Annotated in this window: 13 protein-coding genes and 1 tRNA gene; 6 read left to right on the top strand and 8 right to left on the bottom strand. The window is 68.4% G+C overall.

The genetic code is table 11. The features are described from left to right. The first annotated feature begins 25 nt into the window (after positions 1-25). From ABGA98_RS10110 to ABGA98_RS10095, 4 genes are all read left to right on the top strand, one after another. Complete coding sequence (locus ABGA98_RS10110; protein WP_347617930.1) at positions 26-1,507, top strand: hypothetical protein; 1,482 nt, start codon at positions 26-28, stop codon at positions 1,505-1,507. Positions 1,508-1,561: 54 nt separating this feature from the next. After that, positions 1,562-1,900, top strand: coding sequence for a VOC family protein (locus tag ABGA98_RS10105; protein WP_347617929.1), 339 nt, complete (start codon positions 1,562-1,564; stop codon positions 1,898-1,900). 44 nt (positions 1,901-1,944) lie between these two features. Then, entirely contained in the window at positions 1,945-2,493 is a 549-nt protein-coding gene (locus tag ABGA98_RS10100) for a YciI family protein (RefSeq protein ID WP_347617928.1), read from the top strand. 478 nt (positions 2,494-2,971) lie between these two features. Continuing rightward, entirely contained in the window at positions 2,972-4,747 is a 1,776-nt protein-coding gene (locus ABGA98_RS10095) for an FAD-dependent oxidoreductase (RefSeq protein ID WP_347617927.1), read from the top strand. Between the two features lie 109 nt (positions 4,748-4,856). Here the strand turns inward: ABGA98_RS10095 and ABGA98_RS10090 are convergent, their stop codons facing one another. Continuing rightward, a complete protein-coding gene (locus tag ABGA98_RS10090) occupies positions 4,857-5,609 on the bottom strand; it encodes a hypothetical protein (protein ID WP_347617926.1) in 753 nt (250 codons plus the stop codon). 172 nt (positions 5,610-5,781) lie between these two features. On the opposite strand from ABGA98_RS10090, the gene ABGA98_RS10085 reads away from it, so the two are divergent. Next, a complete protein-coding gene (locus ABGA98_RS10085; protein WP_347617925.1) occupies positions 5,782-6,354 on the top strand; it encodes a GNAT family N-acetyltransferase in 573 nt (190 codons plus the stop codon). A 17-nt stretch (positions 6,355-6,371) separates the two neighbouring features. On the opposite strand, the gene ABGA98_RS10080 is transcribed toward ABGA98_RS10085, so the two are convergent. From ABGA98_RS10080 to ABGA98_RS10050, 7 genes are all read right to left on the bottom strand, one after another. Continuing rightward, positions 6,372-6,446 (bottom strand) — tRNA-Val (locus tag ABGA98_RS10080). 17 nt (positions 6,447-6,463) lie between these two features. Beyond that, the gene (locus tag ABGA98_RS10075; RefSeq protein WP_347617924.1) at positions 6,464-7,414 is read right to left on the bottom strand and encodes an ROK family protein; all 951 of its coding nucleotides are present in this window, start codon (positions 7,412-7,414) and stop codon (positions 6,464-6,466) included. Positions 7,415-7,667: 253 nt separating this feature from the next. Then, positions 7,668-7,979 carry a hypothetical protein gene (locus ABGA98_RS10070; protein WP_347617923.1) on the bottom strand — a complete coding sequence of 104 codons (312 nt, stop codon included), beginning with the start codon at positions 7,977-7,979 and terminating at the stop codon, positions 7,668-7,670. Between the two features lie 14 nt (positions 7,980-7,993). Further along, positions 7,994-8,458: a peroxiredoxin gene (locus tag ABGA98_RS10065; protein WP_347617922.1), complete on the bottom strand. Its 465-nt coding sequence runs from the start codon at positions 8,456-8,458 to the stop codon at positions 7,994-7,996. A gap of 27 nt (positions 8,459-8,485) precedes the next feature. Then, positions 8,486-8,914 (bottom strand): DUF3052 domain-containing protein, encoded by a 429-nt coding sequence (locus tag ABGA98_RS10060; RefSeq protein WP_132506048.1) that lies wholly within the window; start codon positions 8,912-8,914, stop codon positions 8,486-8,488. Between the two features lie 117 nt (positions 8,915-9,031). Beyond that, entirely contained in the window at positions 9,032-9,439 is a 408-nt protein-coding gene (locus ABGA98_RS10055) for a secondary thiamine-phosphate synthase enzyme YjbQ (RefSeq protein WP_347617921.1), read from the bottom strand. A gap of 9 nt (positions 9,440-9,448) precedes the next feature. Continuing rightward, on the bottom strand, positions 9,449-9,631 hold the full coding sequence (locus tag ABGA98_RS10050; protein WP_347617919.1) for a DUF1918 domain-containing protein: 183 nt from the start codon (positions 9,629-9,631) through the stop codon (positions 9,449-9,451). A 612-nt stretch (positions 9,632-10,243) separates the two neighbouring features. Between ABGA98_RS10050 and aceE the strand changes: the two genes are divergently transcribed. Continuing rightward, positions 10,244-12,991 carry a pyruvate dehydrogenase (acetyl-transferring), homodimeric type gene (gene aceE, locus ABGA98_RS10045; protein ID WP_347617918.1) on the top strand — a complete coding sequence of 916 codons (2,748 nt, stop codon included), beginning with the start codon at positions 10,244-10,246 and terminating at the stop codon, positions 12,989-12,991. Positions 12,992-13,056: the final 65 nt, after the last annotated feature.

The following is a 13,056-nucleotide window of genomic DNA, read 5'->3' as shown; positions in this document are numbered from 1 at the left end:
GGCCGGTTCCCACTACCCTTCCGCCATGATCTTCAAGACAACGTCCCTGGCGATCACCGGGATGGTGACCGTGCTCGGGATGTTCGCGTCCCTGTCGGTGACGATCGCGCTGTTGTCCGCGCCGCGGTCCCGCCATAAGCGCATCCACCGGGCCTACGTCCTCGGGGGCCTGTTCGTGTCGTTCGCCGGCGTCTGGCTGATGGCGTTCGGCGCGTGCTCGGCGCGGGCAGATTCGCGCTACGGCTCCTACGCATGGGCCGAATTCACCGTGGCGGCTCTCACAGGCGCGGGCCTGCTTCTCATCGGGCTGAGCCCGTTCGCCTCGCGGCTGCTGGACATGCTCGGCCGGTACGCGGAACGGCTGCCGCTGCCCGTTCGCCTGGCGGCCCGCGACCTGGCCGGTCGTCGTACGGCGACGGCTCCCGCGATCACGCTGACCGCGATGGCGACGGCGTCCGGAATCGCGTTGACGATCATCGCGGTCGGCGCGACGGCCCAGCTCAGGGCCGACTACCTCCCGCGGGCCCGGCCCGGCGCCCTCCTGGTGAGCCCTCTCCCGCCGGCGGGCATGGACGCCGTACGCGCGGCGATCCAGCGGGAGTTACCCGGCGTGCCCGTGGCCGAAAGTCAGGTCCCCCGTCACTCCCCGCATGTCGGCGTGCATGTCGACGGTCTCGGCCTGCCGGAAGGGACCGTCTACCCGCATGAGGTCATCGGTGACGAGGCTCTGCTGCGGTATCTCACAGGTGACCGGTCGACGCCGTACGACGAGGACACGGCGGTGGTGGTCACCACCGCCGACGTGGAAGTCGACTCGGTCAGGATCATCACTGGAGGGGGCGATCCACGGACGATCCACACCCTTCCGGCGATCGTCGCCCGGACCGACGATCCGCACATGGAGACGATCTTCGTCCCGGCGAAGGCGATCCGGGACCTCGGCCATCAGCTGGAACCCGGCGAACTGATCGTCGATCCCTCCGTCCACCGCGTCTCGGCGAGCGAGCAGGAGCGGCTCGACGCCCGGCTGGGTGACGTCGCGCAAACCTATGTGGAGCGGGGATTCCAGCCCTGGACCGGCTGGCCGGCCGTCGTCGCCGCGGTCCTTCTCGTGGCCCTCGGCAGTGCTCTGGCCACCGGCGGAGGCAGGGCCACGAGCCCGCGGGCAGGCCGTCTGCCGGCGCGGGCCGGTGACGGCTCGGCCGCGACGCTCCGGTGGTTCGGCGCCTGTCGCGCGGGGCTGAGCGCGGCGTGCGGCACGGTGCTGGGCGCGGTCGCCGGGTGCCCCATCGGGATGTTGCTGATCTGGCCGTTGACGGCGTCGACCACGTGGGACTCACCGCCACGAGTGCCCTTCCCGACCCCGTGGCCGGTGATCGCGGCGGTGGTCGCCGGGCTGCCGATCGTCGCCGCCGCTCTCGGCGCCCTCCTCGTACGCGAGCAGACCGGCAGCGGCGGCCACCCCCGCGAGGATTCCTTGACGGCTCCGAGCACGTTTCCCCGATGAGTTCCGGTCACGGGAGTAGTCCAACGTCCGACACGATCGAAAGGAGTGGTCCACGTGGACCTGTACAGCGTCATGCCGGTGAGCGACCGTACGAAGTCACTGGAATGGTTCGGGGTGTTCTTCGGCCGCCCTGCGGACGAGGTCATCGGCGAGGAGTACCTGTGGCAGGTCGGCGAGAACGCGTGGGTCGTCGTCGACGACCGGGGCGCTGGGGCCGAGCGGGTGGGGAGGGCCATGATCACGCTCGGGGTGACCGGCCTCGACGACATCCTGGACCGCCTCGCCGCCCACGGCATCAGCCACGAACCGGTGGAAACCTACGGCAACGGCGTGCGCCACGTCGTCGTGCTGGACCCGGACGGGAACAGCCTGTCGCTCGCCGAGGCGCCCTGATCACGGTGGAGCTGCCGGCGCGGTGCATGGTAGGTACTCTCGGCATGGAGTTCTTCTGTTACCACCGCGACCGGCCTGACACCGCGACGCTGCGCGACGAGCTGGTGGAGGAGCACTGGTCCTACATGGACCGGTACGCGGCGGAGATGATCGCCCGTGGCCCGACCTTCGCCCGCGGCACCGACACGGCCACCGGCAGCGTGCACATCCTCGACCTGCCAGATCCTGCCACCGCGCGTGCGTTCGTCTTCGACGAGCCCAACTACCAGGCCGGCGTCTACCGCGACGTGATGTTGCGCCGATGGCACAACGTCCTCGGGCGCACCATGTGGGACTTCCCTGGCGGCCGGGAGGGCGGCAACCGCTATCTGGTGCTCGGCCTGGGCACCGGGCAGGCCGCCGACCCCGCCCCGCGGCCCGGCCGGGACGACCTGATCGCGTACGGGCCGCTGCTGTCCGACGACGGCACGACCTGGCTGGGTACGGCGGCGCTGGTGCGGGCACCAGACCCGGACGCGGCACGCGCCGTCCTGACCCAGGACCGGTACGCGGACATCGAGGTCCACGACTGGGAGTTCGGCGGGCGGCGCTGACGAACACGCGAACGTTCATGTGATAGCCGGTTGAGGTCAAGGAACAAATTGCACAGAGCCAGACCGCCCTCTTCCGTCTGGAACGCCAGCCTGATCACCGCACCGACGCTGGTCGTGCGCGGCGGCAACGACTTCTGGAGCCGCCCAGAGGACGTCACCATTCTGCGCTCCCACCTGGTCCACGCCAGGTGTCCGAACCGGTCCGTGCCCTGGCGAGTGCGCCGAACGTGGCCAGGCATCAGGAGGCGCCGGTGAGCTCGAACCACAGGATGAGACCGGATTTCCAGGAGTGCCCAAGCGTTTGAGCTAAGTGGTCCGCGCTGGAAGTCCTTCGGGGGTTGCCGGTCACCAGATGTTCGTGTAAGGGCCATGCCACCCGCACGACAATGCACCCGGTCGGGGTGTTGCCTCGACAAGACCGGCAACTGGATGGAACATCATCACGACCCCCACTTGCGGAGCACGCTAGGGGAGTTGCATGAGCGTCCACGAGCACAGCGAGGACATCCCAGCCGGAATCCCGTCGGCGAAGGGTGGATCCACGCGGCGCGATCTGCTCAAGGGGGGCGCGGCGGTCGGTACCGCCGCCATCGTCGGGGGAATGCTCGGCGCCCCGGCGCGGGCTGCCTCGGCGCAGGCCGGGGAGGGCGTCATCGATGTCGCCGTCATCGGCGCCGGAGTGTCCGGCGCGTACGCGGGCTGGCGGCTGCTCGGATCGGAGGCCAGGCGTAGCGGCGTTCTGAGCAGGCTGCGGCGGCGGCGCGGCGGCCGGCTCGTGGTGCGTCTGTTCGAGAGCAGCGAGCGCGTCGGCGGCCGCCTCTTCTCGGTGACGCCGCACGGTATGCCACACTTGCACGCTGAGCTGGGTGGGATGCGCTACTTGACCAACCAGCCGGTCGTGGCCGACCTGGTGAGACATCTCCGGTTGCCGACGGCCCCCTTCCCCGTCGACGAGCCACAGAACCTCGTCTACCTGCGTCAGCGCCGCTTCACTATGAGGCAGTTCACCGATCCGAGGGTCGTGCCCTACGACCTGCCGGCCGCGATCCGCGGTATGACGCCGGACGACGCGCTCCTGTCCGTCATTCAGCGCTTCGTCCCCAACGCTGCCCAGATGGATCATCGGGCCTGGGACAGGATCAAGCCAACGGCGTCGGCCGAGGGGCGGCGCCTGTACGACATCGGGTTCTGGAATCTGCTGCTCGATGCGGTAGGTCAGGAGGGGTGGTCGTTCCTCCGCGACGGCTTGGGCTACGGGTCGGTGGTGTCCAACGTCAACAGCGTCGAGGCGATGGAGGCATCGGTGGCGGATTTCGTCGGCTCCCCGCCGCCGCAGTACCTGCTCCTGCGTGACGGCTACCAGACGATGCCCGAGGAGCTCGTCCGCCGGTTCGTGGCGGAGGGCGGGAGTGTCCACCTCCACCACCAGGTACGCCGGATCGACCGGGAGACGGTTGACGGCGAGGAGGTGCTGACCCTTGCCATCACTGTGTGGCCCGAGGGCCGGCCGCTCAAGGTTCGGGCGCGCCACGTCGTCCTGGCGATGCCCCAGCGCTCGATCGAGCTGCTGGACCCGGACACTTTCCTCTTCTCCAGCAACCGGTTCCTGTCCGACCTCGGCTCGATCGTCACGAGGCCGGCCTCGAAGCTCTTCCTCGCCTACGACCGGCCGTGGTGGGAGGATCTCGGCCTGAATGCCGGTCGCTCGGTGAGCGACCTGCCCCTGCGTCAGACGTACTACTGGGGCGTCGAGGGGAACCAGCCCGGAGCCGACCCCGCCAACCGTAATGCCCTGCTGCTGGCCTCCTATAACGACCTCAGCGACGTGGAGTTCTGGAACGAGCTGCTGACGCGGCCGAAACGCCTGGTCCCGGTGTCGGTGACCCGGCCGCCGCGGCCGATGGACGCGACGGCGCCGGGAACACTGGTCGACGAGGCGCAGCGCCAGCTGCGCGAGCTGCACGGACGCCGCGCCCGCATCCCCGACCCGACAGCCGCCTACTTCCAGGACTGGGTGCAGGACCCATACGGCGCGGCCTACCACTTCTGGCAGGTCGGGGCGAAGAGCTGGGAGATCATGCCGCGGATGCGCCACCCGATCCCCGGCGCCAACCTGTACATCTGCGGATCGGCGTGGTCGACCGGGCAGGGTTGGGTCTACGGTGCGCTTACTCAGGCCGAACTGATGCTCGAGGAGCATTTCGGCCTGCCGCGTCCGGCATGGCTCTCGTCGAACGTCTACCTGGGCCCGTAGGCCGACCGGCGGCGCTCGGACAGATCGGGATCGCTCCCGTCCCCACCTGGGGTTATGGTCCCGTGCGGTCCTCTGAAGTCCAGGGTCGTCCGGGGCGATTGTCACTCAGTTAGTCACCCAGCATCTGGCCCGTGGGCTGCGGTTGCTGCCATACGTCACGGCCGTTGCTCCACAGCTCGGAAGCGTGGTACGCGAACCGGTCGAACAAGCCGCCGTCCTGGTACCGCCGCAGGTGCAGCATCGGCGAGTCGTGCCCAACGAGCCTGGCCAGGTGAGGGGTGACGAGCATCTCCGAGTCGAATCGGAACACGCTCATGGCGATGTGCTCGTCGCCGTATCGGGCCTCGATGCCGGGGACGTCGCGTAGCTGCTCGATCTCCGACAGCGTGATCCGGATGCGTGTGGACACGGCCAGCGGGACGTTCTCCACCTCCTCGCGGCTTTGGGTGACCTTGCTGTCCGGGTCGCCGACGAGAAACCGGATCTTGCAGCCCTGCTGCGCTTTCCGTTTGAGGACCTTCGCCAGGTTCGGGTGTTCCAGCCACAGGAAGTAGTTCGGGTAACCGGCGAACACGATCTCGTTGCGCGCCGCGTTGATGAGGTTGCGCCAGATTGATTTCGGGCACGCGGAGCGATACGGATAAACGGTCAATACTTCCTTATCCGGCCCCGTTTTCACCGTATTGCGAATTGCGTCTGGCCATAGCACCGCTGTCTCAACTCCTAGTGCCTCTGCGGCGGCCCACTGGTGCCGCAGATGCGGGACACGAGCCTCGTCCTGAAGCCAGCGTTCCACCGTCTTGACGTCCACGCCACACCGGTCGGCCAGGTTCTGGTTCGTGACCTTGGCGTCAGGCCGCATGCCCGGGACGGCAGGCGGGCGCGGGCCGTGCGCACGGCGCGGAGCGCCGTCGCCTTGACCCAGTAAAGAAACTCTGAGCCAGCCAGAGACAACCTTGTGCCCATGCTGCGACGACGTCGCTGAGCCCGATAACGGCTTGGCGCCACCCACCCTCGCAGGCATCATGATCGCCATGCCAGAGTTCATCGATCCGATCGGCACGTTGCGGACGTCGTTTCTGGCCGCCGTAGCCGAGTTCCGTGCCGACCTTGACTATCCGGTTCCGTGGTACATCGACGATGTCGACCCGCAGGCTCTGGTGGCCCCGGAGGCCTTCGAGGCGTACACCGCGCGCGTGGTCGACGAGCGGAACTCATGGGGTGTACGTCCCGGATTCGTGCCGATGACCACCCTATGGTGGGTCGACCGCGAGCAATTCCTGGGAAGATTGGCCATCCGTCACCGGCTCACCCCGGCGCTGGAGACGTTCGGCGGCCACATCGGCTATGACGTCCGCCCCAGCGCGCGCCGCCAGGGTCACGCGACGGCTATGCTCGCGGCGGCCCTGCCGATCGCCCAGTCTCTAGGCATCTCTCAGGCTTTGGTCATGTGCGACAAGACCAATATCGCCTCGCAACGGGTCATCGAAGCCAACGGCGGACAACTGCTCGACATCACCGAGCAGAAGCGTCGCTACTGGGTCCCGACATGTTGCGTTGGACACATTCGTCCCCGTCAGCCCCGCAGGGGCCGTTTCCACGATTGATCATCAGGTGTTCATGCTGGTGGGCGGTACTGGGTTCGAACCAGTGACCCCTCGCTTGTAAGGCGAGTGCTCTACCGCTGAGCTAACCGCCCCTGATCGGCACTACACCTTACGACACCATCGGCGCCGATCGCACATCCACCGTCCACCCTGGGCCCAGCTCAGGACGGCCCGCCGCGCGCCAGCCGAGCAGGGCCGCCCCCAGCATCCCGGCGTCGACCCCGAGCGCCGCCGGCACCAGGGGTGGGGCGTCGCGGAAGGCCAGTCGCTTGACAAGGCGGGTGCGTACCGGGTCGAAGAGGGCGGGGCCCGCTTCGGCCAGGCCGCCGCCGAGGACGATCAGTGAGGGGTCGAGCAGCAGTGTGTACGTGGCCAGCGCCAGCGACAGGGCCTCCACGGCCTCGTCCCAGACCTCGATGGCGATCGGGTCGTCGGAGGAGACGACCTGCTCGGCCTTGACGCCTTCCACGCCCGCCCGTTCGCTGTAGCGGCGCCCCACCGAGGCGGCCGAGGCGTACGTCTCCAGGCACCCGAACTGGCCGCACGCGCACTCTTCGCCGTCCGGGAAGACCGGGGTGTGGCCGATCTCGCCGGCCCAGCCCGCGGAGCCGCCGTACGGTTCGCCGTGGATGATCGAGGCGCCGGCGATGCCCGTGCCGATGGGCAGGAAGAGGAAGTCGGCCACGCCCTGACCAGCGCCGAGGATGCTTTCCGCGAGGCCGCCCGTGCGTACGTCGTGCCCGAGCATGACCGGGATGTCCAGGGCGGTGAAGTCCGTGGCGGGAACGTCGCGCCAGCCCAGGTTGGTGGCGTAGACGGCGGAGTTGTCGGACACCAGGCCGGGCACGGCCAGACCGACGCCTGCCGGGTCGCCGTCGCCCGAGCCGGCGAGGTGGCCGATGAAGCCGGAGATGGCGGCCACGACCGCCTCTGGGCCCTCCGCCCGCGGGGTCGGGCGCCGCTCGCTCAGCAGCACCGCGCCGGACTCGCTGACCAGGCCGCCCTTCATGGACGTGCCACCGACGTCGAGCGCTACGACGAACGAACTCTTTGCGGACACGGAAGGAGACGATAGCGCAGCTCATCACATGTCCGGAAAGGCGCTGTTGAAGCGCTGCACGTAGCGGGCGCACGCAGGCGGTCGCTCCCGCCGGCCGGCGCTCCAGGCAGCGACCCCGGGCGGGACCCCTCCGACCGCGTACGCCAGACGCCCGCGACACGCGCCGGAAGAGCCCAGGCGTACGCCTGAGGGCTTGTGCACCCGGACGTGGGACCACCCGGCATCGAGCCCGTGCGGCCGCCCCAGAAGCAGCTCAGGCGCGCCCGAGGACCCTGTTGAGCGCCGCCTCCACCTCCGCGGAGAGCCCCGGCGGCGGCGCCACCGAGACCGTCAGCGCATCGGAGCGGGCCATCCGCACGGCCCCGCACGACCGGCATTCCACCTCGCCCAGCCGGCAGATCAGCGCCGTGGACCCGCAGGTGGAGCACGCGTCGAGGTCGTGGTCGTGCAGCCGTTGACAGTCCGGGCAGACGAGCACCTGGGACTCGTTGCGCACCCCGCGCTGCCACGGGCTGGCGCCGCGCACCGGGTCGGTCTGCCGGGCCCCGCAGCGGTAGCAGGGCATCGTTGCCTCCGAAGTCAAGAGATGTCGGCGAGTGCCTTCACGTAGTCGGCGACGTCACGTGCGGTGGAGGTCGGATTGACCACCTTCCACCGGATCACGCCCTCGCGGTCGATGATGAAGGTCCCCCGTAGCGCGAGCCCCTTCGCCTCATCGAAGACACCGTACGCCCGCGCGACCTGTCCGTGTGGCCAGAAATCGGAGAGGAGCGGGAACGTGTAACCCTCACGATCCGCCCATGCGCGGTGGGTGAACATGGAGTCGACCGAGACGGTCAGCAGGTGTGCCCCGTCGAGCGGGGTGTCGCGCAGCGCGGACAGCTCGCCGTGGCAGATCCCGCTGAAAGCGAGCGGGTAGAAGACCAGCACGACATTGGCGCCCCGGAACTGGGACAGGCGCACCGGCGTGCCGTGCTGGTCCTGCAGCTCGAAATCAGGAGCCTGGGCGCCGACCTCGGCAGGATGTGCGTTCACGGGAACCATCCTGCCGCACGGCGGGCGCTCGAGCTCCTACCGTCGGCCTTTGGGCGTCACGAGCCTCGTGCCTGACCAGTCGGGGGCTGCGGAGATGCTGCTGGTCTGCGAGAGACCCGCGGTCGTGGCGTCCTCCCCGATGTCGCTCGGCTCCACGTGGCCCTCACGCCCGGCCTTGGGAGTCAGCAGCCAGATCTGGCCGCCCTCGGCGAGTGATCGCATGGCGTTGGTCAGTGCGTCGAAGAGGTCTCCGTCGCCGTCGCGCCACCACAGCAGCGCCACGTCGACGACGTCGTCACTCTCCTCGTCCAGCAGCTCGTTGCCGGTCAGGTCTTCGATGGAGTCGCGAAGCTCGTCATCGACGTCCTCGTCCCAACCGATCTCCTGCACCACCTGACCCGGCTTGAGGCCGAGTCGTTCGGCCAGGCCGCGCTCGCCCTGCGCCTGACCCGCGGTCGCGCTCACGTTTATCCCTCCTGCTTGAGTGGCCCCGCTTATGCGGTTTATCGCTTCGGCACAGTCCACACGCTGTGACCCTCAGTCGTCAACGGTCGCCACGGGTACGGCCGTGGTCGGCCAGAATCAATCAGACAAAAACGACAGCCGAACCTGGCGTTGCGGGTTGTCGACGTTCAGGTCGACCAGCGCCACGGACTGCCAGGTGCCCAGCGCCATTCTCCCGCCCAGCACGGGGATCGTGGCATAGGGCGGGATCAGCGCGGGCATGACGTGTGACCGTCCGTGCCCGGCCGAACCGTGGGCGTGACGCCACCGGTCGTCGGGCGGCAGCAGGTCGCGCAGCGCGGCGAGCAGGTCGTCGTCGCTGCGTGACCCCAGCTCGAGCAGGGCGACCCCGGCCGTGGCATGCGGCACGAAAACGTGCAGCAGCCCGTCATCGCCCTGCGCGCGTACAAAGTCGGCGCATTCGGCCGTGATGTCGTGCACCGTCTCCCGTGAACCGGTGGTCACAGAGATGATTTGAGATTTCACAAGAAAATCTTACTTACGGACAACGACCGCATCAGGACCGGGAAACACCAGCCCCGTGTGCCCGTCGTCGAACCGCACCATGTAGGGAGACCCGCCGTCCGGGCCTTGGACCTCCACGATTACTCCGATCCGGTCCCTTTCGCCAACGATATTGCCGTGCATCAGGAGCCGGTCGCCTGCCGTCGCCTTCATACCTCCAGCCTGATACTCCGAAAGCCTCAAGAAAAGACCAGATCTGGAGACAAGGGATTTTTTGCGCCCGGAGCGACGACAAGCCGAAACATGACCAAAATGTTACGCGGCTCGGACCGTGAGCGCCCGGTGCGCCGAGCCCGCGGGCGTCCTCCTCTCCGACGATTCACCTGTGAGCGAACAGCAGACTTCCTGAGGACGAGACCCGGAGATCACTGGTGCGGAGACGTCTGTACGCGCGCGCCTCCATAGAGGAGGGCCCGGCGCCCGCCCCCGTCCGGGGCGGCGCCGGGCAAGGGGTTAGACTCGCGCGGCACGGCGCCAGGCGCGTACCCCCGCCTCTCCAGGGCAGGTTCTCGTACGGCGAGCCCCCGGGACCGATCCAGGCCATATGAGCGAAATTTCGTTCGTTTTCCGGTCTTGTTAAATTGCTCCCGGGATGTAACCTGTGGCGAGATTCGTCCTACCATCGGTGGTCTAGGCCATCGGCACCCCTCCTGCCAGCAGGGACACCCTGGTTACCGACGAGTAGAGATGCGTTTTCTACGACTAGCGACCAGGATGGAAGGCGACCCAGACCAGTCATCAGTCCACCTCGGAAGGCGAGACCCAGTGGCTTCCGGACGCCAGCGATTCTCGATCATCAGCGACGGCCTACCCAGCCAGCTGCCTGATGTCGATCCCAGTGAGACCAACGAGTGGCTCGAGTCTCTCGACAACGTCGTCAAGACCGAAGGCCGCACCAGAGCGCGCTACCTGATGCTCCGCATGCTCGAACGGGCCCGCGAGCACCAGGTCGGCGTGCCGGGCTTGCGCAGCACCGACTACATCAACACGATCCCGCCGGAGCGCGAGCCCTGGTTCCCGGGTGACGAGCACGTCGAACGCCGCATCCGCGCCTACATCCGCTGGAACGCGGCCATCATGGTGTCGAGGGCCAACGCCCGCACCAACGTGGGCGGCCACATCGCCACCTACGCCTCGGCCGCGTCGCTCTACGAAGTGGGCTTCAACCACTTCTTCCGCGGCAAGGACCACGGCGAGTCGGGCGACCAGGTCTTCTTCCAGGGGCACGCCGCGCCGGGCATCTACGCCCGCGCCTTCCTCGAAGGCCGGCTCAACGAGAGCCAGCTCGACGCGTTCCGCCAGGAGCTGTCGCACGGCTTCCACGGCCTGCCCTCCTATCCTCACCCGCGACTGATGCCCGACTTCTGGGAGTTCCCGACGGTCTCCATGGGCCTGGGCCCGATCGGCGCGATCTATCAGGCGCGGTTCAACCGCTACCTGCTCAACCGGCAGATCAAGGACACCAGCCGCAGCCACGTGTGGGCGTTCCTCGGCGACGGCGAGATGGACGAGCCCGAGTCGCTCGGCGCCATCGGCGTGGCGGCGCGCGAAGAGCTCGACAACCTCACGTTCGTGATCAACTGCAACCTGCAGCGGCTCGACGGCCCGGTGCGCGGCAACGGCAAGATCATCCAGGAGCTGGAGTCCTACTTCCGTGGCGCCGGCTGGAACGTCATCAAGGTCGTGTGGGGCCGCGACTGGGACCCGCTGCTGGCGGCCGACGTCGACGGCGTGCTGGTCAACCAGATGAACACGACGCCCGACGGCCAGTTCCAGACCTACTCCGTCGAGTCGGGCGCCTACATCCGCGAGCACTTCTTCGGCTCCGACCCGCGCCTGCGCAAGATGGTCGAGCACCTGACCGACGACGACATCCGCAAGCTGTCGCGCGGCGGCCACGACTACCGCAAGGTCTACGCCGCGTTCAAGGCGGCCCGCGAGCACGTCGGCCAGCCGACGGTGATCCTCGCCCAGACCATCAAGGGTTGGACGCTGGGCAAGGACTTCGAGGCCCGCAACGCCACCCACCAGATGAAGAAGCTCACCAAGGCCGAGCTCAAGGAGTTCCGCGACCGGCTCTACCTGCCGATCCCCGACTCCGCGCTCGAGGGCGAGCTGCCCCCCTACTTCCACCCGGGCGAGAACGACCCCGAGATCCAGTACATGATGGAGCGCCGCGCCGCGCTCGGCGGCGTGCTGCCCAAACGGGTCGTCCGCGCCAAGCCGGTCAAGCTGCCCGGCGACGACGTCTACGACGCCTTCGGCAAGGGCTCGGGCAAGCAGCAGGTCGCCACCACGATGGCGTTCGTACGGCTGCTGAAGGACCTCATGCGCGACAAGGAGATCGGCCACAGGTTCGTGCCGATCATTCCGGACGAGGCCCGCACGTTCGGCCTCGACGCCATGTTCCCGACGGCGAAGATCTACTCGCCGCACGGCCAGACCTACGAGGCCGTCGACAGGGAGCTGCTGCTGTCCTACAAGGAGGCGGTGCAGGGGCAGATCCTGCACGAGGGCATCAGCGAGTCGGGCTCGATGGCCTCGACCATCGCCGCCGGCACGTCGTACGCCACGCACGGCGAGCACATGATCCCGATCTACATCTTCTACTCGATGTTCGGGTTCCAGCGCACCGGCGACCAGATGTGGGCCATGGGCGACCAGATGGGCCGCGGCTTCCTGCTCGGCGCCACCGCGGGCCGCACCACGCTCAACGGCGAGGGCCTGCAGCACGAGGACGGTCACACGCCGCTCATCGGCTCGACCAACCCGGCCGCGGTCATCTACGACCCGTCCTGGGCGTTCGAGGTGGCCCACATCGTCAAGGACGGCCTCAGGAGGATGTACGGCGACCAGCCGGAGGACATCTTCTACTACCTGACCGTCTACAACGAGCCCTACCTGCAGCCGGCGCAGCCCCCGCACATCGACGTGCAGGGCCTGCTCAAGGGCCTCTACAAGTTCGCCGAGGGGCCGCAGACGCCGGGGCCGAAGGCCAACATCCTGTCATCGGGCGTCGCCGGCCCGTGGGCGATGGAGGCGCAGCGGCTGCTGGCCGAGGACTGGGGCGTGTCGGCCGACGTGTGGTCGGCGACGTCGTGGACCGAGCTGCGCCGCGATGCCCTGGCCTGCGAGGAGCACAACCTGCTCCACCCCGACGCCGAGCGGCGCGTCCCCTACGTGACGCAGGTGTTGTCGCAGGCCCGCGGGCCGTTCGTGGGCGTCAGCGACTACATGAAGGCCGTACAGGACCAGATCGCGCAGTGGGTGCCGGGTGACTGGTCCTCGCTGGGCACCGACGGGTTCGGCCTGTCCGACACCCGCTCGGCGCTGCGCCGCCACTTCCACGTGGACGCGGCGTCGATCACGCTGGCCGTGCTGTCCAGCCTGGTCAAGCAGGGTGAGCTCGGCGGCGAGGTGCTGCGCGAGGCCATCGCCCGCTACCACCTGAAGAACGGCGTCACCGAGGCGGGCGGCGCCGAGAGCAACGACACGCAGTCGATGGGCGTCTGACCCGTCCCGATGGCGGCGCGACCAGGGTGGATACGCGCCGCCTCACCCGGGTTTGGTGCACGGTC

The organism is Nonomuraea sp. B1E8, assembly GCF_039871515.1.
Taxonomy (GTDB): Bacteria; Actinomycetota; Actinomycetes; order Streptosporangiales; family Streptosporangiaceae; genus Nonomuraea.
This window is presented reverse-complemented; position numbering and strand designations above follow the sequence as displayed.